The 20875-nt window shown below is 58.8% G+C and carries 25 protein-coding genes and 1 tRNA gene; 18 read left to right on the forward strand and 8 right to left on the reverse strand.

The genetic code is table 11. From position 1 onward, the window contains the following. The first annotated feature begins 2 nt into the window (after positions 1–2). A tRNA-Val gene (locus tag HL657_RS00140) sits at positions 3–76 on the forward strand. A 78-nt stretch (positions 77–154) separates the two neighbouring features. Here the strand turns inward: HL657_RS00140 and HL657_RS00145 are convergent. After that, complete coding sequence (locus tag HL657_RS00145) at positions 155–1021, reverse strand: hypothetical protein (protein ID WP_317294835.1); 867 nt, start codon at positions 1019–1021, stop codon at positions 155–157. Between the two features lie 529 nt (positions 1022–1550). Continuing rightward, positions 1551–1673: a hypothetical protein gene (locus HL657_RS00150; protein ID WP_317294836.1), complete on the reverse strand. Its 123-nt coding sequence runs from the start codon at positions 1671–1673 to the stop codon at positions 1551–1553. 133 nt (positions 1674–1806) lie between these two features. Between HL657_RS00150 and HL657_RS00155 the strand changes: the two genes are divergently transcribed. Both HL657_RS00155 and HL657_RS00160 read left to right on the forward strand, forming a co-directional pair. Beyond that, entirely contained in the window at positions 1807–2835 is a 1029-nt protein-coding gene (locus HL657_RS00155) for a dimethylarginine dimethylaminohydrolase family protein (RefSeq protein WP_317294837.1), read from the forward strand. Positions 2836–3307: 472 nt separating this feature from the next. Beyond that, positions 3308–3946 carry a hypothetical protein gene (locus tag HL657_RS00160; protein WP_317294838.1) on the forward strand — a complete coding sequence of 213 codons (639 nt, stop codon included), beginning with the start codon at positions 3308–3310 and terminating at the stop codon, positions 3944–3946. An 18-nt stretch (positions 3947–3964) separates the two neighbouring features. On the opposite strand, the gene HL657_RS00165 is transcribed toward HL657_RS00160, so the two are convergent. Next, positions 3965–4465 carry a shikimate kinase gene (locus HL657_RS00165; RefSeq protein ID WP_317294839.1) on the reverse strand — a complete coding sequence of 167 codons (501 nt, stop codon included), beginning with the start codon at positions 4463–4465 and terminating at the stop codon, positions 3965–3967. Between the two features lie 283 nt (positions 4466–4748). Between HL657_RS00165 and HL657_RS00170 the strand changes: the two genes are divergently transcribed. Then, positions 4749–4886: a hypothetical protein gene (locus HL657_RS00170; protein WP_317294840.1), complete on the forward strand. Its 138-nt coding sequence runs from the start codon at positions 4749–4751 to the stop codon at positions 4884–4886. A gap of 118 nt (positions 4887–5004) precedes the next feature. On the opposite strand, the gene HL657_RS00175 is transcribed toward HL657_RS00170, so the two are convergent. After that, positions 5005–6273 (reverse strand): cation diffusion facilitator family transporter, encoded by a 1269-nt coding sequence (locus HL657_RS00175; protein WP_317294841.1) that lies wholly within the window; start codon positions 6271–6273, stop codon positions 5005–5007. 540 nt (positions 6274–6813) lie between these two features. Here HL657_RS00175 and HL657_RS00180 point away from each other — a divergent pair. Together HL657_RS00180 and HL657_RS00185 are read left to right on the forward strand one after the other, a co-directional pair. After that, entirely contained in the window at positions 6814–7098 is a 285-nt protein-coding gene (locus tag HL657_RS00180; RefSeq protein WP_317294842.1) for an NAD(P)H-dependent oxidoreductase, read from the forward strand. A gap of 12 nt (positions 7099–7110) precedes the next feature. Next, the gene (locus HL657_RS00185) at positions 7111–7626 is read left to right on the forward strand and encodes a hypothetical protein (RefSeq protein ID WP_317294843.1); all 516 of its coding nucleotides are present in this window, start codon (positions 7111–7113) and stop codon (positions 7624–7626) included. A gap of 79 nt (positions 7627–7705) precedes the next feature. Here HL657_RS00185 and HL657_RS00190 read toward each other — a convergent pair whose 3' ends face one another. Next, the gene (locus HL657_RS00190) at positions 7706–8197 is read right to left on the reverse strand and encodes a putative immunity protein (RefSeq protein WP_317294844.1); all 492 of its coding nucleotides are present in this window, start codon (positions 8195–8197) and stop codon (positions 7706–7708) included. Between the two features lie 240 nt (positions 8198–8437). Between HL657_RS00190 and HL657_RS00195 the strand changes: the two genes are divergently transcribed. The 6 genes from HL657_RS00195 to HL657_RS00220 all read left to right on the forward strand — a co-directional run bounded on the left by HL657_RS00195 (position 8438) and on the right by HL657_RS00220 (position 11895). Next, complete coding sequence (locus HL657_RS00195) at positions 8438–8629, forward strand: hypothetical protein (protein ID WP_317294845.1); 192 nt, start codon at positions 8438–8440, stop codon at positions 8627–8629. 17 nt (positions 8630–8646) lie between these two features. Then, complete coding sequence (locus HL657_RS00200) at positions 8647–8955, forward strand: type II toxin-antitoxin system PemK/MazF family toxin (protein ID WP_317295599.1); 309 nt, start codon at positions 8647–8649, stop codon at positions 8953–8955. Positions 8956–9234: 279 nt separating this feature from the next. Next, entirely contained in the window at positions 9235–9645 is a 411-nt protein-coding gene (locus HL657_RS00205; protein ID WP_317294846.1) for a VOC family protein, read from the forward strand. A gap of 112 nt (positions 9646–9757) precedes the next feature. Beyond that, positions 9758–10030 carry an ACT domain-containing protein gene (locus HL657_RS00210; RefSeq protein ID WP_317294847.1) on the forward strand — a complete coding sequence of 91 codons (273 nt, stop codon included), beginning with the start codon at positions 9758–9760 and terminating at the stop codon, positions 10028–10030. An 8-nt stretch (positions 10031–10038) separates the two neighbouring features. After that, positions 10039–11403, forward strand: a complete 1365-nt coding sequence (locus HL657_RS00215) for a PFL family protein (protein WP_317294848.1) — start codon at positions 10039–10041, stop codon at positions 11401–11403. Between the two features lie 102 nt (positions 11404–11505). Next, positions 11506–11895, forward strand: coding sequence for a VOC family protein (locus HL657_RS00220; RefSeq protein WP_317294849.1), 390 nt, complete (start codon positions 11506–11508; stop codon positions 11893–11895). 39 nt (positions 11896–11934) lie between these two features. Here the strand turns inward: HL657_RS00220 and HL657_RS00225 are convergent, their stop codons facing one another. Both HL657_RS00225 and HL657_RS00230 read right to left on the reverse strand, forming a co-directional pair. Beyond that, positions 11935–12696: a CPBP family intramembrane glutamic endopeptidase gene (locus HL657_RS00225; protein WP_317294850.1), complete on the reverse strand. Its 762-nt coding sequence runs from the start codon at positions 12694–12696 to the stop codon at positions 11935–11937. 184 nt (positions 12697–12880) lie between these two features. Next, positions 12881–13474 carry a flavodoxin family protein gene (locus HL657_RS00230; protein WP_317294851.1) on the reverse strand — a complete coding sequence of 198 codons (594 nt, stop codon included), beginning with the start codon at positions 13472–13474 and terminating at the stop codon, positions 12881–12883. Positions 13475–13584: 110 nt separating this feature from the next. Between HL657_RS00230 and HL657_RS00235 the strand changes: the two genes are divergently transcribed. Beyond that, positions 13585–14589, forward strand: coding sequence for a YbgA family protein (locus tag HL657_RS00235; RefSeq protein ID WP_317294852.1), 1005 nt, complete (start codon positions 13585–13587; stop codon positions 14587–14589). 57 nt (positions 14590–14646) lie between these two features. Continuing rightward, positions 14647–15486 carry a class I SAM-dependent methyltransferase gene (locus HL657_RS00240; RefSeq protein WP_317294853.1) on the forward strand — a complete coding sequence of 280 codons (840 nt, stop codon included), beginning with the start codon at positions 14647–14649 and terminating at the stop codon, positions 15484–15486. A gap of 13 nt (positions 15487–15499) precedes the next feature. On the opposite strand, the gene HL657_RS00245 is transcribed toward HL657_RS00240, so the two are convergent. After that, positions 15500–16510, reverse strand: a complete 1011-nt coding sequence (locus HL657_RS00245) for a phosphate signaling complex PhoU family protein (RefSeq protein ID WP_317294854.1) — start codon at positions 16508–16510, stop codon at positions 15500–15502. A 134-nt stretch (positions 16511–16644) separates the two neighbouring features. On the opposite strand from HL657_RS00245, the gene HL657_RS00250 reads away from it, so the two are divergent. The 4 genes from HL657_RS00250 to phoU are packed head-to-tail and all read left to right on the forward strand — an operon-like array spanning position 16645 to position 20852. Beyond that, entirely contained in the window at positions 16645–17508 is an 864-nt protein-coding gene (locus HL657_RS00250) for a phosphate ABC transporter substrate-binding protein (protein ID WP_317294855.1), read from the forward strand. Between the two features lie 31 nt (positions 17509–17539). Beyond that, on the forward strand, positions 17540–19432 hold the full coding sequence (gene pstA / locus HL657_RS00255) for a phosphate ABC transporter permease PstA (RefSeq protein WP_317294856.1): 1893 nt from the start codon (positions 17540–17542) through the stop codon (positions 19430–19432). Between the two features lie 2 nt (positions 19433–19434). Further along, positions 19435–20196, forward strand: a complete 762-nt coding sequence (pstB, locus tag HL657_RS00260) for a phosphate ABC transporter ATP-binding protein PstB (protein WP_317294857.1) — start codon at positions 19435–19437, stop codon at positions 20194–20196. A gap of 5 nt (positions 20197–20201) precedes the next feature. Then, positions 20202–20852, forward strand: coding sequence for a phosphate signaling complex protein PhoU (gene phoU / locus HL657_RS00265; RefSeq protein ID WP_317294858.1), 651 nt, complete (start codon positions 20202–20204; stop codon positions 20850–20852). Positions 20853–20875: the final 23 nt, after the last annotated feature.

The raw sequence follows: 20875 nt of genomic DNA on the forward strand, positions 1-20875 counted from the left end.
TGGGGCTCGTGGTCTAGCTGGTTATGACGTCGCCTTCACACGGCGAAGATCTCGTGTTCGAATCACGACGAGCCCATTTTCCTGCTCGCTTTTGTACATTAGGACTGATTTTGCGCGTGTTTTTTTGAATTCAGAAACCACGTTATCGTGCAATTTACCCACATTTAAGGCTGTTTCTTTCAGAGCTGGGACTAAATGTCAGGTAATATCCGATCGTTACAAGCAGGGTGTCTATAATGATTCTGGACAACACGTCGATTAAATAGCCGGAAAACAATAAGGGCATAAAAAGAAGGAACGTAGCCCAGTTAACTCCAAAAATCAGGAATCCAAATTTCGCTGCTCTACGTTCCAGGGACAACGTATCTCCGATATTCCCGAGCAATATACATACTACCCCAATACAGGCACCCATAAGGAGCGTCCAGAAAAATGTATAAAACAGGCTTGTCTGGTATCCGGATTGGATCACTTCTGTGACATATGCAGCGTATCGTCCAACTAAGAATATCCCTGTGAATATGGATACGGCAATCATCTTCTGTCGAAGAGTAAACGGCTTTACCCCAGCATTCTCTCCTTTCTCAGCATTTAGCAAACTCAATAGAATCGCCATTAAAAAAACAGGTATTGCATCACTGAGGCCAACCACAAATTCGTTAATAATTGGATTGCCAAATAGGGATACCCCCTCCAGCATGGCAAAAAGCCAGATCAGCGCTATTGCAGACCCGTACCGCACCCCTTTCTTTACTCCCTCTCCCGGAATCACGTTTCTGATGCGGCAATAAACATAAGCAGCACCGGAAAAAGAGAATAGCGCCCAGAGAGATACAGTAATCTCCGTCCCGAGCAACGCTGCCACTATGCTGTAGTTCGGATTCTCAGGCATAGTACTGTATGCGCTTGTAACAAGATGAAGAACGATATCAAATAGTACGCAAACCACGACAACGGCTACAATTTTTACCCGTTTACCCATGTTCATACTATAAATACTTCCTTTCCAGGCCAGCGGCATGTTCAAACGGCTGACACAGCGACTAACATATCATTGTTTTTAAAGATTTGAGGAAGTTTATTCCATTGCGCTGGTATACCTAACAGCTCTTTTTGCATAGACACAATCCCTCTTTGACTATTCAGAAGATATTCTTTGCTAAATTCCTCTGCTCAGGCGAGTGGATTGTTTTCTTGCTGGGGCGATACCGTCCGGCAAAGTATCCCCTCGGTTTCCCGAAGGTTTTTCCCAACTTCTCGCTCAATTTAATTTCATTGTCAGTATAAAAATTCGATATCACCGGGAGTTCTTATCTGACTTCCCCACGTAGACTGTCAGTTAACATAATCGTTATAGGTCGTTTCTGATATCACAGAGTCCCCGACAGTGCAAAACCGCTTAAACCCTTCTACATGGACCTTGTAGAGATCAAAAGGGTATCAACCCCGTTCCCCTTCTCCAGGCTATTCTCTATATTACACAAGGTTTTTGAAAAATCATCAAATCCCTTATAGGCGCCAGAATCGAAAACTGCCGGCGTAATGACGACTCATTCGCCGGCGGGGGTCTCGAGTTCGAATCTCGACGTGCCCATCATTTTTATTTCCGTTGCAGTTTTTGGGAAATCTCTGCCGATAAATGAAGACTGATTTTGAGATTCATCTATTCTCATCAGGCGACCCCCCCATATTCCCCGCATTTTATAACCACTTCCGATCCAAACTACTTCGAACCGGCAATGTAACCCCGGAGAGGGACTCATTTCAGAGGACCCGACACGGATTCCCAGGGAAGTGGAAAACCATATGGAAGACGCAAAAATCCATGTAGAGTCCGAATACGGAAAACTTCAGGAAGTTATCGTCGGATTATCTACCGGAATGACACCGGACCTTAAGGCACCATGGTTTGAAAATGCTCTCCGGATTCTGCCGGAGGATGAAGCTGCCTATGCCCGGGAAACGGCCGGAATGAACTTTGCAGATATGATACATCCGGATACGGGGAAAAGCGAATCCGAAATGCTTGAAGAAGAAACTCAGGCTTTTATCACTGTTCTGAAAAAACTCGGAGTAAAGGTTCTTCGCCCAAAAGAGATAACTCCGGAATTCATTCGGGAGAACTATGGCGAACAAATCCTGATAAACGGATACTCTCAGGATTTTCCCCGTGACAATCTGGTGATCATCGGAAATACCATTATTGAATGCAATCTTAGAACCCCTATCAGAAAAACAGACATCTCGGGTTTCAGTGAAATTTTACGGAAAAAATGCGTTGACGGTGTCAGGTGGGTTGCCATGCCGCATACAGAACCACTGGCAATTCCCGGTGACGAAAAACCGTTGCTGGAAGGCGGCGACGTTATTGTTCTTGGCACCACGATCCTGGTGGGAAACTCGATGAATCCCGCTGTGGGTTCAAATGAAGCCGGATATCGCTGGCTGAAAAATTTCCTGGGTGATGCCTTCAATGTAATTCGTGTGCCATTGGTGCCTGAGATTCTCCATCTTGACTGTGTGCTTTCGGTTCCCAGAAGTGGTCTCGCAATTCTCTGTCCTGAAGCGTTTGCAGAAGGCATCCCAAAAGCCCTTGAAAACTTTGACACAATAACGGTTTCTCTGGAAGATGCCTCAAGGCTGGCCGTTAATGGTTTGCCCGTTGACGAAAGTCATTACATCATGTCCTGGAACGATCACAACGACAATACGTTTATCAGGGAAGAATTGGAAAAACGTGGAATTTCCGTTTATCCGGTATATTTCGGGGTTCATAACGGACAGGGCGGAAGTCTGCGGTGTGCAACTCAGGCTCTGATCCGCAGGTGCGAATAATAATCGGTGATGAGGGAAGTCTTCGTATGGCAAAGAACAGGATCCCTCCGGTCCGGACACGTCCGGCCATACATGAACATTGAGGCCTCTCCTTAGACCATCTTAAAAAGAGGGAAAGACTGCCAAGAAGGGATGATCAAAAGAGATTCGCCAGAGGAAATATGGTCTACAAGGGAGATTTAAGTCGGAACTGCGGCCAGCACTTCCTTCATACACTCTTCCGGGATGCCATACAGCGCGGAGGTCTCTTCGACGACCTGCTCAGGGAGATATGCCGTCCCAGAGCATCCCGGCAACGGTGCGCTTAACTTCGTAGGTGATCTGCAAGGGATCTTGATGCCCGGACGGGGACGATATCGGGCCCTTCCTCAACTCAGATACTTCTTATTGACAGGGAGAGCAAGTCAGGGACTTTCCATGAACATTTCGAAATTGCTTTCACATTGCACATGAAGACCCTGTACCACGTACCATGAACAACAGGACGACACCCTATTCAGATAGAGAGATCATCAACAGGTGGGCAATCGCGGAGATCGGTCCCGGCATCTCCCGCATCCTCTCCGCGAAGGGACTGATGCGGCCGGACGCGGACAGGTGCATCGGCTTCTTTTACGTCGGCCACGAGGAGGGCATCACCTTTCGTATCCATACCCTGTGCCGGACCGAGCCCGGAGGGGCGCCGGAGATCGTCGCGAACTTCGAGAATCACGGCGAGGGACTCATACTTCACTCCGACGAGGTGGGAACGTATACACTCCTCTCAAACGATGAAGCGAACGATCTCTCGCTGCTCGAGGAACAGCGATGGCGCCTCTATTACGAACCGGAACAGCTCCAGGCGGTAAGAAAGAGAGTTGACCTCGACAGGTTCAGGGCTCCGGGGTGCTTCGACGACGTATCGGTGATCCTTGTCTCGAAAGACCGCGAAACAATCCCCGAAGGCGTGTGGGTCCGCCTGGAAGGCCAGTCAGACGACGGCGCGTCGTTGCGGGGAACTCTCCTGAACGAACCCTACTCGGATTTTGGCGTGCACGAGGGGGAGACGGTCACGGTGCGCTTCGCCGAGGATGAGGAGGGGCGGTTCCTGGTTGCAGAAATGGGGTCATAACCCCCCATCCCGGACCCCTCACAACGCTTCGATCACGCGCCCGACCACGGATTCGAGATCCTCGCCCGAGCACGCGACGGTGAGATCGGCGTACTTCTCGTAGAGCGGGACCCGCTCGTCGTACATCTCGCGGAGGCTCTGGCCCGGAAGGAGGAGTATCCCCCGGGTCGTGATGTTCTTGAGCCGCTTTTCCATCTCCTCGTACGGAATTTTCAGGTATACGGCCAGCCCTTCTGACTTCAGGTGCGCCATCGCGTCCTCGCTGCAGACCACGCTGCCGCCCGTCGCGATCACGGCATTGCGGGGGTGAAGGGAGAGGATCGTCTCCTCCTCGATCCGCTTGAAGACATCCGGCCCGTCCGTATCAAGGATCTCCTGCAGCATCTTCCCGGCCCGCTCCTGTATCAGGATATCCGTATCGATGAACTGCATGCCAAGCGTTTTTGCAAGGATGACGCCCACGGTGCTCTTCCCCGCGCCGGGCATCCCGATGAGGATGATGTTTTCGCGGTGATGCATACTGCTCTCCCGGAACCCTCTATTGCTATCCAGGTGGGATTTCGGGGAAGATGAAGGTTGTTTGACAGAAGGTGCAATCGCCTGGAGTTACCCCGGCCATGCTCATAACCCGGAACGGTGCCAGGCGACATCACAACCTGCGAGGCAGAAGGTATTTTTACCGGTATCGAAGATTGGCGGTCGATCGAGCATGAAGGCAAGCCAGATAATTGGAGCACTTCTCGGCGCTTTTGTAGTCACCCTCGGCCTGCTATGGCTTCTGCAGGGCACGGGAATTCTTCGGATGCGTCCGATATTATGCATCGCGAACTGCGAAGAGGTCGTCGGCCCATCCCCAACCTGGGCGGCGGCGGGAGCGGTTGCTCTTATCATCGGAGCCATCGTCGTTGCCGTCAGCGTGAGGCACAGCGGAACGCCCTGAGACGCAACCGGACCGAAATATCGGGATGCAATAGAAAGGCCAGGATTTTAATTCTCCCTCATAGTCCAATGCTCCCGGTCGGTTCGAGGCATCTCATCCGGATCTATAAACGAAGAGATCACCGGGGCGAAGCGCCGGTCTCTTCCCCATGATTCACGACCACATCGTCGATCAGTTCCGCAAGCGTTGTCGCGGAGGTCGCCCTCATCTCGACCCCCGCCGCCTCAAGCGCGTAGCCTGCCGCCCTCCCCGCGAGCGAGTGATGCACGAAGACCACATCGATCTTTTGCGCGAGCAGCATCTCCGCCACCTGTCCACCCTTCCGCTTCTCCACATCCGTAAATGGATTGGAGATGGTGTCCTGGCGCTCGATTTGGTTCTTCTCAACGTCATAGTCGAGGATCGCGAAATACGGCGCTTCACCGAAGTGAGCGCTGATCGACCCCTCCCGGTCCTGCAGCGGCACCGCATACCGCAGGTGCGTCTTCTTTTTGGGCTCATAGTGGATGAGGACCCGCTCGACGTTCTGCACCTGACGCCGTATATCCTGCTCGATGCGCTCGCTTTCTCGGTGCGCCTTCCCAAAATCCGACTCCGCCATCTCAACCATCGCCTCCACGAAGATGTAGCGCCCGGAGTTGCGCCCCGTGATACTCTTGATGCCGCTCACCTTCGGATCCGAGAGGATGATGCTGCGGATCTCGTTGAGCGTATCGTAATCGACCGAGGCATCCAGGAGAGTTCGCATGCTGTCTTTTAAGATCCCCCAGCCCGCCCGGACGATGAAGACAGCGACAACGACGGCTGCGATCCGGTCCAGGGGTATGCCGAAGAACTGCCCGAGGAGCGCGAAGAACACGATCGAGGACGAGAGGACATCCACCCGGTGCTGCCTCCCGTCCGCGATCAGGCTTGGGGAGTTGTACTTCCGCCCCACGTTCACCTCGTAGGTGCCGAGGATATACGGCACCGGGATGAAGGCGGCAACGGCGAGGAGGACCCACCCGCTGTAGGGCTGGGCGGCGGCATCGCCCGTCACCGCCTCCGCCGCAATCTCGAAGGCGGTGAAGAAGATGAGGAGGGCAATGGCTACCGCGACGACATTCTCCACCTTATAAAGCCCATACGGGAAATCCCGGCGTTTGCGCGAGGAGAGGTACACCCCCACGATCAGCGCAAGCGAGGCGACCACGTCCACGAACGAATGTATGCCGTCCGCACGGAGGGCAAGGCTCCCCGTATAGACCGAGAGTAGCAGTTTTGCGACGACCAGCCCGGCGTTGACGGCAAGGGAGTAATACGCAACACGCAGGATGACGGACTCCGGCGTCTGATCAGGCCCCGCCTTCTTCTGCACCTCTTCCTGCATACCGGATCGCCCCGTCATGCATTCCTTGGCGTGATGTTTCCATTAATCTAACCATTATAGCCTATTTGATGGGGAAGAAACAGCGGCACCGTGACAGCCCCTCACGGCGGAGGATACGGGAGCAGCACCATTAGAAGGGCACTCATCAACCAGCGTGAGCGGGCCTACCCGAAGGACTACACTTTCACCCTCCGCTCTGAGTATTTTTGTCGCCCGGGGGATCATACTTGCCCGGACCCCGGGATCGGCGCGGTCGATGGCCCGGGCGAGGGGCGGCGGTGCATGCGGCGTTGCCGAACAGCAGGGTCGTCGTCATGCCCGGGCAGCAGCACGTTGCGATGAGCGCGGCACCGGAACTGTTTATGTGATTGGTCACCGGATTCCTGACAGAGCCGGACTGACCGGGGCGGATTCGGGCACGCCTGAACGGCCCTGCCCGTTTTATTCACCCTGTTCTGCATTTAATCTCTTTCTGTGCCCCCTTTCCCCCATACAGCCGCACGCACCTGACGGTACAGGGGAAGAAAGTCTATGTATGAGAGTTACCTTCACTCTTCCATGGAAGATCGGCCCATAAAGGTCCTGGTCATCATAGGCAGCGCCCGGAAAGCAAACACCTACCGTGCAGCCGAACGGATCCGCGAGATTCTCCAGGAGGAGGCAGCGGTTGACTGGGAGTACGTCATGCTCGGGGACGTCGGCCTGGAGCAGTGCCGCGGGTGCTACACCTGTTTCGACCGGGGGGAGGAGTACTGCCCCATCAAGGACGATTCGGCCCTCCTGGAAGAGAAGATGCATGCCGCGGACGGGGTGATCTTCGCCACCCCGGTGTACGGGTTCTAGGTCTCGGGGCTGATGAAGGTCTTCATCGACCGCCACTCCTACATCTTCCACCGCCCCCGGTTCTTCCGGCAGAAGGCGCTGCTTCTCACCACCGTCGGGGTGATGGGGGATAAGGACGTGCTGGACTACCTCAACGCGGTGGCCCGCATCTGGGGCTTCGAGGTCGTCGCCCGGGCGGGGATCTTCTCCCACGCGAAGATGGGGCCGCTCCCCGCCTACCGGCTGCGGGAGAACGAAGAGAAACTGCAGGCGGCGGCAAAGGCCTTTCTCGCCGCGCTCCGGAGGGAAACGCCGAGGAGGCCCGGGTTCTTCGACGTGATGGCGTTTCATATCGGGAGAGCGCCCTGCGACGAGCTGGGCGACCGGAGCCCCGCGGACCACGCCTACTGGGCCGGGAAGGGGTGGTTCGAGAAGGGGAGGCGCTACTACGTGGACGTTCCGGTCAACCCGGTCTACCATGCGCTGGGCGCGGTGGCGGAGTGGTATATGCGGCGGCGGGTGCGGAGGGATCTGCGGGAGGTGGGGTGATCGGGTTCTGGAGTGGATGCATGAGACAGGGTGTAGGATGTGGTTGTCGCGATCAGCCCTCGGTCGGGGCACGAATCCCTCAAAACCCCTCCCCCTTCCTCAGTTTAACAGAAACCCCGCCCCCGCGCTCCTCAACAACAATCCTCTCCATAATCTCCTCCCTCAACCCCACGGGGAGCCGCTCCGCCTGCCACGCCCGCTCCCGGGTAACATTCACCACGGCGTTCGCCGGGTCCGCCGCCGCGACGGCTTTCAAAGCGTAATAAGCCCCCCCATAGGCGTGCTGGGGGACGTGTGCGGTCGCCACCGCCTGGCCCGCGGCGCGGGCAGCAAAGCAAGCCGTGTCATTCTCTTTGGCGTCGCGGGCGGCGGCATGGGCGGCGAGCGACGCCCCGCGGATCTCAGCCATCCTGAAGATGCCTGTCCTGACCCACGTTCGGGCCGTCTCGATGGCTCTCCGCGGCCGGTCATCCTCCGGGTATGCCTTCTCAAAGAGCGGGAGCACCCGCTCGGCGCAGTCCGCGGCCCAGGCCGCCATCGTTGTCTGGTCGTCTCTGCTGTACTTTTTCATGAACTAATGACTCCCGGATGTTATTTCTCAGTGTTCTTCAACGACACCGTTAGGTCGCGAGGCTATGTCAACCAGAATTGACGTAGCGTTGATACACCACCTCCAAGGCAACGTACGTTGACGTAGACCGATGCCTGAACCCGATACCTCCGCCATACCATGCCGGGAACCCGATCCCAAACACAAAGATTGATGGCATGTCCAACCGACCATCTGCATAATTCTCACACAGGATGCATCATGACTGACATCGAAACGGACGTCAGGGAGATTAAAGAGAGCATCAGAGTGCTCACCGAAAAGATCGACGATCTCCTCAATGAGAGGGAGAGTCTCGCAATGATGAAACTCTCCGAGCGGTCGCTCTCCACCTTCCTGGACGAGGAGCCCGATCTCTATACCGTCAGCGATGTCAGGGTCGTGTATCGATGAAGGGATAGATCGTTCTGATACCATTTCCTTTCACCGATTTAACAACGACAAAACTGCGCCCGGCGCTCGTCCTCCACGAGGGCGCCCGCGATGTTGTCCTCGCCTTCATCTCATCAAAAACTCACACAGGAACGAGTTCCGCCGGAGTTATAATAACCTCTTCACATGCAGGCTTTTTGAAGAGCGGTCTCAAAGTCGACTCGGTGATCCGGCTGGACAAGATCGCGACGGTCTTGAAAGACCTGATGGTCGGTGAACTTGGAGAACTGGATGACGACCTCAAGGCGGAGGTCAATGCAAAACTTGTCGCCCTGTTCAGACTCTGATCGAGGTGAAGGCTGGTAAGGATCTCCGATCAAAAGAGGCACACGGCCGGAGGTAACCCTCATCCGCATGCCCACCCGCCGGCTCCACCAGACCTTGAACCACCGGTGCGCACCTCTCCCACGCGGGATAGCATATGCGTGCGGCCCGAGATACATCCAGTCAAGACAGGGAAGCCGCACTGCAGAGATCAATCCACCGTAAAGATATATCTCCGTCCCAACTAAGTCAGGGGTCGTATGTAACCTCTGCCGCCAGGCAGCAGAAGGAGGATGAATCGCATGAACCGGATAGTACATTTCGAGATCCATGCCGGCGACCCGGAGCGGGCGGTGAAGTTTTACCAGGACGTCTTCGGCTGGGAGATAGAGGAGTGGAGCCCGCCCGGGACCGAGGTGAAGGATGAAGACCGCTACTGGATGATGATGACCGGACCCGAGACCGAGCCCGGCATCAACGGCGGCCTCATGTTACGCCGGGGTCCGGCGCCTGCGGAAGGGCAGCCCGTGAACGCATACGTCTGCACGATCGGCGTTGACAACCTGGACAAATCCCTCGACGCAGTGCTCAAAGCCGGCGGGAGCATCGCCCTTCCGAGGATGGCGGTGCCGGGCGTCGGATGGCTGGCGTACTGCAGGGATACCGAGGGGAACACGTTCGGCGTGATCCAGCCGGACGAGAGCGCACAGTAGCACCCCCCTGAACCCTCCTCTTCTTTGGGAAGGACGTTTTCACCCCCTTCCCGGTGCTGTCCTCATCGGATTAATGCCGGAAGAGATCAATACCATACAGGGACAGGAGAGCATGAACAAGACAATCATTACCGTCGTCGGGAAGGACACCGTCGGCATTATCGCGAAGGTCTGCACGTATCTTGCCGAGAACCAGGTCAATGTCGAGGACATCTCGCAGACGATCGTGCAGGGATACTTCAACATGATGATGATCGTCGATACCGGCAGATCGACAAAACCGTATGCCGGGATGGTAACCGAACTCGACGACCTCGGCGAGGAGATCGGTGTTAAGATCCGGTGCCAGCGGGAAGACATCTTCACGAAGATGCACCGCATCTGAGGGGTTCCATGATCAATATTCTCGAGGTGAACGAGACCAACAAGATGATCGAGCAGGAGAAGCTCGACGTGAGAACGATCACGCTCGGTATCAGCCTTCTCGACTGCTGCGACGCCGATCTCGATACCCTGAACAGGAATATCTACGACAAGATCACCCGGCTGGCGAAAGACCTCGTCTCGACCGGGAGGGAGATCGAGCTCGAGTACGGGATCCCGATCGTGAACAAGAGAATATCCGTAACCCCCATCGCGCTGGTCGGCGGGCGGGCCTGCAGGTCCCCGGAGGATTTTGTAGAGGTTGCAAAGACGCTTGATAAAGCCGCACGGGATACGGGGGTCAACTTCCTCGGGGGATACTCGGCCATCGTCTCGAAAGGCACGACCCCGACCGACGAAGCCCTCATTCGCTCAATCCCGGCGGCTCTCGCCGCGACCGGGAGGGTCTGCAGCTCGGTCAACATCGGCTCGACGAAGACCGGGATCAACATGGACGCCGTAAAACTGATGGGCGAGATCGTGCGGGAGACGGCCGAGGCGACGAAGGAGAACAACTCCCTCGGCTGCGCGAAACTCGTCGTCTTCTGCAACGCCCCCGACGACAACCCGTTCATGGCCGGGGCGTTTCACGGCGTCTCCGAGGCCGATGCGGTCATCAACGTGGGCGTAAGCGGCCCGGGGGTCATCAAGCACGCGCTCGAGGGGGTCCGGGGCAAGAACTTCGAGGTGCTCTGCGAGACAGTCAAGCGGACGGCCTTCAAGGTCACCCGTGCAGGCCAGCTCGTCGCGCAGGAGGCGTCGGAGAGGCTCGGGATCCCGTTCGGGATCGTGGATCTCTCCCTTGCCCCCACGCCCTCCGTCGGGGACAGCGTCGCCGGGATCCTCGAGGAGATGGGACTCGAGTCGGCCGGAGCACCGGGGACGACGGCCGCGCTTGCCCTTCTAAACGACCAGGTGAAGAAGGGAGGGATCATGGCGAGTTCGTTTGTCGGCGGGCTCTCGGGCGCGTTCATCCCGGTCAGCGAGGACCAGGGGATGATCGATGCGGTGAACCGCGGTGCCCTCACGCTCGAGAAACTCGAGGCGATGACCTGCGTATGCTCGGTCGGCCTCGATATGATCGCGGTCCCGGGCGACACACCCGCATCGACGATATCCGGCATCATCGCGGACGAGGCTGCAATCGGGATGATCAACAATAAGACCACCGCTGTCAGGCTGATCCCGGTGGTAGGAAAGGACGTCGGCGAGACCGTCGAGTTCGGCGGACTTTTGGGTCATGCACCGGTCCAGCAGGTGAACCGGTTCGGGTGCGCCGACTTCATCAACCGTGGCGGGCGGATCCCCGCACCGATTCACAGTTTCAAGAACTGAGGGGCAAGGGGGCCGTCCTTTTTCCCGGCGGTCCGCCCGCCGGAAGCGACCCATGGCAAACCTTTTCTTCGAAGGGGTCGTGCCGACAGAAGGAGATGCGATATGGAGCCGATAGATGTATCCGTACAGTACCCCGTCGTCATCACGCCGAACCTCGAAGAGTGCAGGGACTTTTACGTCGACCACTTCGGTTTCGACATCGTCTTTGAGGCAGACTGGTATATCCAGTTAAAGCATGAAAACGGCATCGAGCTCGGGTTCATGAGACCGAACCTCCCGAACCAGCCCCCGTTTCTCCACGATGCGTATGACGGAAAGGGCATCATCGTCACCTACGACGTAGAGGATGCCGGGAAAGAGTACGAGAAGGCGCAGAAGATTGAGGGCGTGATGATCGTGTATCCCTACACCGAAGAAGAATGGGGCCAGAAGCACTTCATCCTCAAAGACCCGGCCGGCGTATTCGTGGATATCGTCGAGCAGCTCTCCTGAAGAGTCTGCCTTACTCCTCGAATCGTGGCAGCGGACCGCTCAGGCATAGCGGTAGCGGGCCAGGGTCCCGGGCCCCCGCATGAAGATCACAACCGCAGCCATGACGGTCAGGGTGGGGGCCACCAGGACGGGGTCGTACCGGAAACCGTAATCGGGAACCGATCCCATGTTGACCATGGCGTGAAACAGGATCATGCCGAATACGCTCCCTCCCGTGTTGTTATAGAGCCAGACCATGAGGATGCGTACCATCACCGTCGCGACGCATTGGGCCGCCACCCATAGCAGCGGGTTCACGAGGGAGTAGGGCACAAGGTGCCACAGCGCCCACACCACCCCCAGGATGATGCCCGCGGGGAGAGCACCCCACCGGTCCTGCAGCGGATCGAGGGCGTATCCCGACCAGCCCACCTCCTCACCGATTGCGAGGATGAAGAAGGCCAGGAGATAGACGGGCATCATCAGGAACGGGAACTGCAGGCGAGGGATGGGTACCACCCCCATCAGTCTCATCAGTCCATATTGCAGGATGGTCACGGCCGGAATCAGGAGAAGGAGGGGGATATACCAGATCTTCCGCTGGATCCGTTTGTAATCAAAGGTTCTCTTCCAAAGAAGCCTCACGCCGCCCGATCCCGCCTCCCGGTAGGTGAGGATCGAGGCCGCGATGAAGGGGTTGAAAACCATCAGCAGGCTGTATGGAGCGGCGAGACGGAGCACGTACGTGGGAAGGGATAACAGGAAGACCAGCAGGAAAAAGAGCCACACAGATCTCGACGTCGTGGTAGTTCTCATCGGCATCCGCCACCTGCACCGTTCCGGAACGGTGATTCGAGGAGCGGTTCACCGTACATAAGATTATCCCCAACAGGCGGATACCCACACCGTTCGGCGTCAGTCCGGTATCGGGGCCGTTCTGCGGGCATATCTGAACCGGGCCGACGTCCCCACTCTCCATACGGGGGTGCTGCTCCGCGCTGCCACCTCAGGCCCCGGAGAGCGCCGCCGCAAGATCCCGGCCGCACCGGTACGCCTGCTCAAGCACCTCCTTCTTCTTCCCGACGATCCCCGGCTCGAAGCAGTTTAGGACCGGGAGTTCGGCAACCACCTCATAGCCGAGCGGCCGGAGCGGCAGGGAGAGCGCTTCGAGTGCAACGCCGAGGTCGGCAGGGTCGGCCTGCTCACCCACCGCGAAGACCACGGCCTTGCGCTCCCGGCCCGCGAGACGGCTGGAATAACCCCGGGGGCGCTCATCGGTGAAGTCGTAGAAGGCATAGAGCCGGTCGATGAACGCCTTCATCTGGCTGGTGACGTTGTAGTGGTAGACGGGCGAGCCGAGAACGAGTGCATCCGCTTCCACGATACGGGGGTACAATAGGGTCATGCCGTCATTGAAGCGGGTGCAGGTCAGGTCGCGCCTGCACCGCTCGCAACCGACGCAGCCTGCAATGACATACTCGGAGAGACTGACGGCGCTCGCCTCGCCGCCCACATCGGAGACCCCGCGGAGAACCTCCGTGAGGAGGCGGGCGGTGTTCCCCCTTGCTCTCGGGCTCCCGCTGATCCCAAGCACCTTCATGATCGTATCTCTTTTGGGCGGGTGAATAAGGGTTCCGGATACAGTCCAGCAGGTATACCCGCACCCACCACCAGAAGGATTCATATGCACCCCGCCGTATCGTGAACCCCATGACCCGAGAATACCCGCGCCCCCGCCTCGTCGTCAGCCGCTGCATCGAGTTCGACCCGTGCCGCTACGACGGCTCGAAGATACCCTCCCCCACGGTGGCACACCTGCGGGAGTACGCTGACTGCATCCCGGTCTGCCCGGAGGTCGAGATCGGGCTCGGGATCCCCCGCTCGACCGTCAGGATTGTCCGGACAGGCGGTTCCGATCGCCTTGTGCAGCCGGCTACCGGGCGGGACGTCACTGCCGAGATGTCCGCTTTTGCAGCCGGGTTTCTCGATCCCCTGCCCCCGATCGACGGGTTTATCCTCAAAGGCGGCTCCCCAACCTCCGGAACCCGGAACGTGCGGGTGTACCCGTCGATGGAGAAGTCCGCGGCGATAGCAAAGTCCGCAGGCTTCTTCGCCCGCGAGGTGCTGAAGCGGTACCCGGACCTTCCCGTCGAGGACGAACTCCGCCTCAACAATCAGCGGATCCGCGACCACTTCCTCTCCGCAATCTTTACCCTGGCGGCGTTCCGGGGTGTCGAGGAGACCCGAAATCGGGAAGCCCTCGTGCAGTTCCACGCGGAGAACAAACTCCTCCTGCTCGCCTTGAGCCAGAAGATGCTGCGGGAGATGGGACGGCTCGTCGCGTCCCGGGCAGCGGTTGAACCGGGAGAACTCTTCCTCCAATATCGCCGGATGCTCTCTATCGCGCTCGCACGGGCTCCCCGGTATACCGGCAACGTCAACGTTCTCCTGCACGCCCTCGGATACTTCGCCGACCGCATCTCAGACGAGGAGAGAGCCTACTGCATCAGGCTGATTGACCGCTATAAAAACGGCCATGCCACGCTGGCCGAACCCCGCGGCCTGCTCCGGTCGTGGGTGATCCGGTTCCAGGAACCGTACCTGATGAACCAGTCGTTCTTCGCCCCATACCCCATCGAACTCGTAGATCTCCCGGGGGACGTCACCGATCGCGGACGGGATCTCTGGGATGCCGGAGAAGGGCCGCTACCATAGTCGCATCCCACTGCTGCGAGCGAGCGCTTATGATATTTCGCGAAGAAAGGAAGAACCATGCACCGGATCATTGACTGGAACGAGCTCTGGAAGGCGCTCCACGTGGGTTCGCCCGAACGTGCCGAAAAAGACCGCGATCCCGCCGCCCACTGGGACAAACGCGCTGCTGCCTACCGGCGGGTCACCCGGGACGAGAAGAAGGCGACCGAGCACGAACTCGCGATCCTGGACATCCAGCCGGAGGACACCGTGCTCGATATGGGTGCCGGGACGGGGAGGCTGGCTGTGCCGATTGCCCGAACCGCCGCCCACGTGACGGCCCTCGATCCCTCGGAAGGCATGCTCTCCGTCCTCCGGGAGCGGATGGCGGCGGAAGGGCGCACGAACTACTCCACGGCCACGATGCGGTGGGAGGATACGGTGATCGGCAGGGACATAGAACCGCACGACGTCGTCGTCGCGGCGTTCTCGCTCGGGTTCTACGACCTCGCCGCTGCCCTGGAGAAACTCGACGCCGCGGCTCTCCGGGCGGTCTACCTCTTCTGGCACGCGGGCGAGTGGCGGAACCCCAACGAGATGGCGCTCTACCGGGCGGTCTTCGGGGAGGCAGCGACCGTGCGGAAGGGCTACCCGGACTACATCTACCCCGTCAACATCCTCCACGACGCCGGGATCTACCCGAACGTCCGGATCTATCACGCCGTCTGGGACGCGGTCTACGACTCCCCCGAAGAGGCCGTCCAGACCTGGGTGACGATGCACAACCCCGGTATGGAGGATCTCTCACCGGTCAGGGAGTATTTCGCCCGGGCGCTCCGCAAAAACGAGTCCGGGAAGTATGTCGAGACGACAGTGCGGCCGACCGCGGCGGTCTGGTGGGAGAAAGAGGGCAGGTGACCGCATCCCTGTCTCATCCGTCGTTCTCACGGATGAGCTGGTTGATGATTGCTTCGGCGATATCGCTCGAGTATTCGCCCGCCCGCCGGATGCTCTCCGCGATATAGCCGATCGACTGGGCAAGTTCGCCTTCTTCCCGGTGCGCGAGTGCGCTGATCCCGTCGGTCATCCCCGCGAGGCCGGCGACCATATCGATGGTGCGATTGGCATCAACAATATTCGACGAAAAGAGAGCCCGCATGCTTGAATGTAGGATATCCATGGCGTTTTTCGTGGCTACCTTTATATCGGCGACGATCTCCGGATCAGCCCCATGGTCCAGGAGAACGGGGATGTGAGAAGCGATCCGGACACCGTGATCACCAATCCGCTCAAGGGTCCTGCTCACGACATAGTAGTTCGAAGCTTCTTCAACGGACACGTGGAGTTTCTCCCGGAGAGTTGCGTCCCAGAACATGAGATGATACTGGCGCGAGACCAGCCACTGGAGTTTATCCACCTCGACATCCCGGTTGATGACGTCTTCTGCGAGAGCCCGGTCCTTCGTCTCGAGGGCGGTCATCACATCGGTAAACATCGTCCCGATGATCACGAACATCCGTTTTACGCTGTTTGCAAACGGCATCTCTGAGGGGTTCAAGATATCTTTGATGAGGATAGAGGAGTCGGTCTCCTCGACGATCTGCTGGCCGATGGTCATTGAACTGAAGTCCCGGACGGCTTTGCGGGTTGCAGGCGAGAGTTTTGCGGAGGAAGATACCCGGACGGCCGTGTATCCGGCGATATACGAGCCCACGAGGCACCGGAACAGGAACGTGGGGTTCTCTATTGTATCGGCATTAAACTCCTTCGTTCGCGGCTCCTTCTCCTCCGAAGGGCGGGGGAGGATGAGCAGGCTTCCGTCGGCCTGGATCTTGATCGGGAGAGGTTCGTTCTTCTTGATATTCATCGACTGAACCCACTCCTTGGGAAGAGAGATGACGTACGACGACCCCCCGGTCCTCTGAACCTTCCGAAACTCCATAAGACACGTATCACTATTCTTGTGAATATAATTGTTGATCCCCCCAATAAAGTATATACAGGTATTGTCCCACTGTTCTCGAAAATATTCAATGTCGAAAATCCATATGCCCGCTCTCTTCCTTTCTCTCTACCATGACAGGAAAGAATCTGTCAGGAGACGTGATCGCGGTTGCCGTCGCCGGCACTCTCGTGGTTCTTCTCATGATAGCAGGATGTCTCGGCAATGAGGGCGGTGCCGCAACGTCACCGTCGCAGCAGATCACGGTGACGGGATCGACGACGGTACTGCCCATCGCCGAAAGAGCGAAGGAAGCATTCGAGGCGAAAGACGCTTCCGCCGCCATCATGGTGAGCGGCGGAGGCTCAAGCGTCGGGATCAAGGCCGTCGGTGAGGGCACCGCAGACATCGGCATGGCCTCGAGAGACCTCAAACCCGAGGAGACCGCAGGTTATCCCGATATCGTCAGGCACGAGATCGCCAGCGACGCCATCCTTCTCATCGTCAATCAGGAGAACATCGTCGAGAGTCTCACGCTTGATAAGGTGCGGGGCATCTACAACGGCACCTACACGGCCTGGGACCAGGTCGGCGGGCCTGATCAGCCGATCGTCGTCATCGGGAGAGACAGTGCGTCGGGAACGCGGGAGTTCTTCTCCGAGTATGTGCTGAAGAAAGAGGACTTCGTCAAAACCCAGGAGGAGTTCAACTCGAACGGCGGGATCCAGCAGAAGGTATCCCGGACCCCCGGCGCGATCGGCTACGTCGGCCTCGGCTACACCGACGCCGTGAAACCGCTCGCGCTGGACGTCAACGGAACCATCATCGAACCCACGCTTGAGAATGTATCGAGCGGGCTATACCCGATCAGCCGGCCGCTCTTTATGCTGACGAGTGGAGAGCCTGAGGGGCTTGTGCAACAGTATCTCGAGTTCATCATGAGCGATGAGGGGCAGGAGATCGTGGCGAGCCTCGATTACATCCCGGTGTGGAGATGACCGCGCCTCTCTTTTGATCGTCGGAGTGACCATGAAGAAAGAACAGGCTGCACCGGTTCCGTTCCGGGACTTCAGGAGGATCCGGCGGCCCGAAACCGGGGTCGGCCCCTCTCCTGCCGGGGCAACAAGGCATCTCGTCGACTGGACCGTCGGGAAACTCCTCTTTTGCGCCGCACTGGTCGCGATCGCCGCAGTCTTCTTCATCATCGTCTTCCTGCTCCGCGACGGATACCAGATCGTCCTCGAGACGGGTCTCTGGAACTTTCTGACCGGCGCGGAATGGAACCCGGCCGGCCAGCACCCGGCCTACGGCGTACTTCCGCTCATCACCGGCACGCTCCTGGTGATGGCGCTCGCGATGGCCATCGCCGTCCCGCTCAGCATCGGGAGCGCTGTGTTCATCGCTGAGATCGCCGGTTCCGGGACGAGAACGATCATAAAGCCCGCCATCGAGTTGCTGGCCGGTATCCCCTCCGTCGTCTACGGGTTCTTCGGCCTGATCCTCCTGACCGACTGGATACGCATCGCCTTCGACCAGCCGTCGGGATCGAGCTGGCTCGCAGGCTCGATCCTCCTCGCGATCATGGCCATCCCGACGATCACGAGCGTCGCCGAGGACGCCATCAGTTCGGTCCCCCGTGAGTTCAGGGAAGGCAGCCTCGCGCTCGGAGCAACCCACTGGCAGACGATCAAAAACATCATCGTCCCCGGTGCGCTCTCCGGCATCAGCGCGGCGATCATCCTCGGGATGGGACGCGCCATCGGCGAGACGATGGCGGTGCTCATGGTCACGGGGAACGCCGCCGTCATCCCGGACCCGATAACCAACGTCTTCTCTCCCGTGCGGACGCTGACCGGGACGCTGGGCATCGAGATGGGCGAAGTCGCGTTCGGGAGCACGCACTACCACGCACTCTTCGGCGTCGCGGTGGTCCTGCTCTTCATCACGCTCGTCGTCAACAGCACGGCAAGGATCATCGTCAGCCGGATGCAGGGGACGGCACGGTCCGGGCCGCATCGAGCGCTCACAGCGGCGGCCTCGCGCATACCCCACGCCGCATCGGCACCATTTGGGAGGGTTGTCTCCCCGAGAACCTCGCAGCGGTGCGCGTTCCTCCTGATATCGCTCTCGGTCGCGATCGTGCTAGCGGCGCTTGGGGTGATCCTCGCGGAGATCGTCGTCAACGGCGCCGGGGCGATCTCCTGGGAGTTCCTGACCGGGTCGCCGAGCGACCTCGGGAGAGAAGGCGGGATCTTCCCCGCGATCGCCGGGACGCTCTACCTCGTGGGAGGAGCCCTCGCCATCGCTCTTCCCCTCGGGATCGCGACCGCCGTCTATCTCATCGAGTACACGGCCGAGACCCCGCTGACGCGGAGCATCCGGGCCGCGGTGGACTTGCTGAACGGAACCCCGTCCATCGTCTTCGGGCTGTTCGGGTTCGCGTTCCTGGTTCTCTTCCTGGGCTTCGGGGTCTCGCTGATCGCCGGACAGATCACCCTCGGCCTGATGATCCTCCCGACGATCATACGGACGACCGAAGAGGCGCTCCGGTCAATCCCCGGCTCCTTCAGGGAAGGAAGTTACGCTCTCGGGGCGACGAAGTGGCAGACGATCTCGCGGGTCGTCCTCCCCCCCGCGCTTCCCGGGATCCTCACCGGAGCGATCCTCTCCATCGGGCGCGCCGCAGGCGAGACGGCCCCCATCATGTTCACGGCAGCGGTCTTCAGCAGCAGGTTCCTGCCGTCGTCGCTCACGGAGCCAGTGATGGCGCTTCCCTACCACCTCTTCGTCCTCACCACAAGCATTCCAGGGGCAACCCCGCAGAGTTACGGGACCGCGTTTGTGCTCCTGCTGTTGGTTCTCTCGATCTATCTCGCCGCAATCCTCGTCCGGCGGCGATACAACCACGCGAAGGTGATGTAGAAATGGACAATTCCACAATTCTCGAGACAAAAGACCTCAACCTCTGGTACGGGCAGAAACATGCCCTCATCGACATCACGGTCCGCATCCCGAAGAAGACGGTCACGGCGCTCATCGGGCCGTCGGGATGCGGGAAGTCGACCCTGCTCCGGTGCTGCAACCGGATGAACGATCTCATCGATTCGTCGAGGATCACCGGAAACGTCCTCTTCAATGGGGAGGACATCTACGACGGCCATGCGGACGCGTATGCAGTCCGCGAAAAGATCGGCATGGTCTTCCAGAAGCCGAACCCCTTCCCAAAGAGCATCTACGAGAACGTCGCTTACGGCCCCCGCATTCACGGGGTGCGGGAAAAGGGTGCGCTCGACCGTATCGTCGAGGAGAGCCTGAAGGGCGCAGCGCTCTGGGACGAGGTAAAAGACCGGCTCCATGAACCGGCGCTCGCCCTCTCGGGCGGGCAGCAGCAGAGGCTCTGTATCGCACGGTCCCTTGCCGTCGAACCCGAGGTGATCCTGATGGACGAACCCTGCTCCGCCCTCGACCCCATTGCCACAGGAAAGATCGAGGACCTCATTATCCGGCTTGCCCGGAACTACACCGTCGTCATCGTCACGCACAACATGCAGCAGGCGGCGCGGGTCAGCGAATACACCGGGTTCATGTACATGGGAGAACTGATCGAATTCGACGAAACCTCGCGGATCTTCGAAGATCCCGGCGAAGAACTGACGGAGAACTACATCACGGGACGATTCGGGTAGATACAATGGCAGAGAAATTTCATGCGGAACTTGCGTCCCTGAAAGGGGACGTCCTCGCGATGGGCTGCCTCGCGCAGGGCATGCTGCACCGGTCGATGGAAGCGCTCCGGACCCAGGACGCGGCGCTGATCGAGTCGGTCGCCCGGGACAAGCAGAGGATCGCGGACCAGGATCACGAGATCGAGCAGAAATGCCTGAGGCTCATCGCTCTCCACCAGCCGATGGCAAAAGACCTGCGGACGATTGCGGCCTCGCTGAAGACGATCACCTACCTCTACCGCATCGGGCGCTACGGCAAAGACATCGCCGCCGTCGTGCCCGAACTCGCCGACGCGCCGCACGCAGGAGGCCTTATAGGGATTCCCCAGATGGCGGATCTCGTCGAGGGGATGATCGCGGACGCGCTGGTCGCCTTCGAACGCGAAGACCTCACTGCGATACGCGGCATCGAAGAGAGGGAGGAGGCGGTCGACGCCCTCAGGTATTCCATACTCCGCGAATGCCTCGCCTGCATGACGGAGAACCCGGAGACGATCGCGAGGTGCACGAACTACATCATGATCGCTCGATACCTCGAACGCTGCGGGGACCACGCGTGCAAGATCGCGGAGAAGGCGCACTACATGGTAACGGGGGAGCGGATCGAGATCCGGTGAACTGTCCGGGGAGCATGGTAGGA

Origin of the sequence: Methanoculleus nereidis (assembly GCF_032944295.1) — an archaeon.
GTDB classification, from domain to species: domain Archaea; phylum Halobacteriota; class Methanomicrobia; order Methanomicrobiales; family Methanoculleaceae; genus Methanoculleus; species Methanoculleus nereidis.

Bases quoted from the DNA above. Each gene is read 5' to 3' on its own strand.
- HL657_RS00175 (WP_317294841.1), bottom strand. From the start codon at position 6,273: ATGACGGGGCGATCCGGTATGCAGGAAGAGGTGCAGAAGAAGGCGGGG.
- HL657_RS00225 (WP_317294850.1), bottom strand. From the start codon at position 12,696: ATGCCGATGAGAACTACCACGACGTCGAGATCTGTGTGGCTCTTTTTC.
- HL657_RS00205 (WP_317294846.1), top strand. From the start codon at position 9,235: ATGAACCGGATAGTACATTTCGAGATCCATGCCGGCGACCCGGAGCGG.
- HL657_RS00185 (WP_317294843.1), top strand. From the start codon at position 7,111: ATGAAGGTCTTCATCGACCGCCACTCCTACATCTTCCACCGCCCCCGG.
- HL657_RS00230 (WP_317294851.1), bottom strand. From the start codon at position 13,474: ATGAAGGTGCTTGGGATCAGCGGGAGCCCGAGAGCAAGGGGGAACACC.
- HL657_RS00170 (WP_317294840.1), top strand. From the start codon at position 4,749: ATGCGTCCGATATTATGCATCGCGAACTGCGAAGAGGTCGTCGGCCCA.
- HL657_RS00160 (WP_317294838.1), top strand. From the start codon at position 3,308: ATGAACAACAGGACGACACCCTATTCAGATAGAGAGATCATCAACAGG.
- HL657_RS00145 (WP_317294835.1), bottom strand. From the start codon at position 1,021: ATGCCGCTGGCCTGGAAAGGAAGTATTTATAGTATGAACATGGGTAAA.
- HL657_RS00235 (WP_317294852.1), top strand. From the start codon at position 13,585: ATGACCCGAGAATACCCGCGCCCCCGCCTCGTCGTCAGCCGCTGCATC.
- HL657_RS00250 (WP_317294855.1), top strand. From the start codon at position 16,645: ATGACAGGAAAGAATCTGTCAGGAGACGTGATCGCGGTTGCCGTCGCC.
- HL657_RS00165 (WP_317294839.1), bottom strand. From the start codon at position 4,465: ATGCATCACCGCGAAAACATCATCCTCATCGGGATGCCCGGCGCGGGG.
- HL657_RS00210 (WP_317294847.1), top strand. From the start codon at position 9,758: ATGAACAAGACAATCATTACCGTCGTCGGGAAGGACACCGTCGGCATT.
- HL657_RS00180 (WP_317294842.1), top strand. From the start codon at position 6,814: ATGGAAGATCGGCCCATAAAGGTCCTGGTCATCATAGGCAGCGCCCGG.
- HL657_RS00240 (WP_317294853.1), top strand. From the start codon at position 14,647: ATGCACCGGATCATTGACTGGAACGAGCTCTGGAAGGCGCTCCACGTG.
- pstA (WP_317294856.1), top strand. From the start codon at position 17,540: ATGAAGAAAGAACAGGCTGCACCGGTTCCGTTCCGGGACTTCAGGAGG.
- pstB (WP_317294857.1), top strand. From the start codon at position 19,435: ATGGACAATTCCACAATTCTCGAGACAAAAGACCTCAACCTCTGGTAC.
- HL657_RS00155 (WP_317294837.1), top strand. From the start codon at position 1,807: ATGGAAGACGCAAAAATCCATGTAGAGTCCGAATACGGAAAACTTCAG.
- HL657_RS00245 (WP_317294854.1), bottom strand. From the start codon at position 16,510: ATGGAGTTTCGGAAGGTTCAGAGGACCGGGGGGTCGTCGTACGTCATC.
- HL657_RS00215 (WP_317294848.1), top strand. From the start codon at position 10,039: ATGATCAATATTCTCGAGGTGAACGAGACCAACAAGATGATCGAGCAG.
- phoU (WP_317294858.1), top strand. From the start codon at position 20,202: ATGGCAGAGAAATTTCATGCGGAACTTGCGTCCCTGAAAGGGGACGTC.
- HL657_RS00150 (WP_317294836.1), bottom strand. From the start codon at position 1,673: ATGAGAATAGATGAATCTCAAAATCAGTCTTCATTTATCGGCAGAGAT.
- HL657_RS00195 (WP_317294845.1), top strand. From the start codon at position 8,438: ATGACTGACATCGAAACGGACGTCAGGGAGATTAAAGAGAGCATCAGA.
- HL657_RS00190 (WP_317294844.1), bottom strand. From the start codon at position 8,197: ATGAAAAAGTACAGCAGAGACGACCAGACAACGATGGCGGCCTGGGCC.
- HL657_RS00220 (WP_317294849.1), top strand. From the start codon at position 11,506: ATGGAGCCGATAGATGTATCCGTACAGTACCCCGTCGTCATCACGCCG.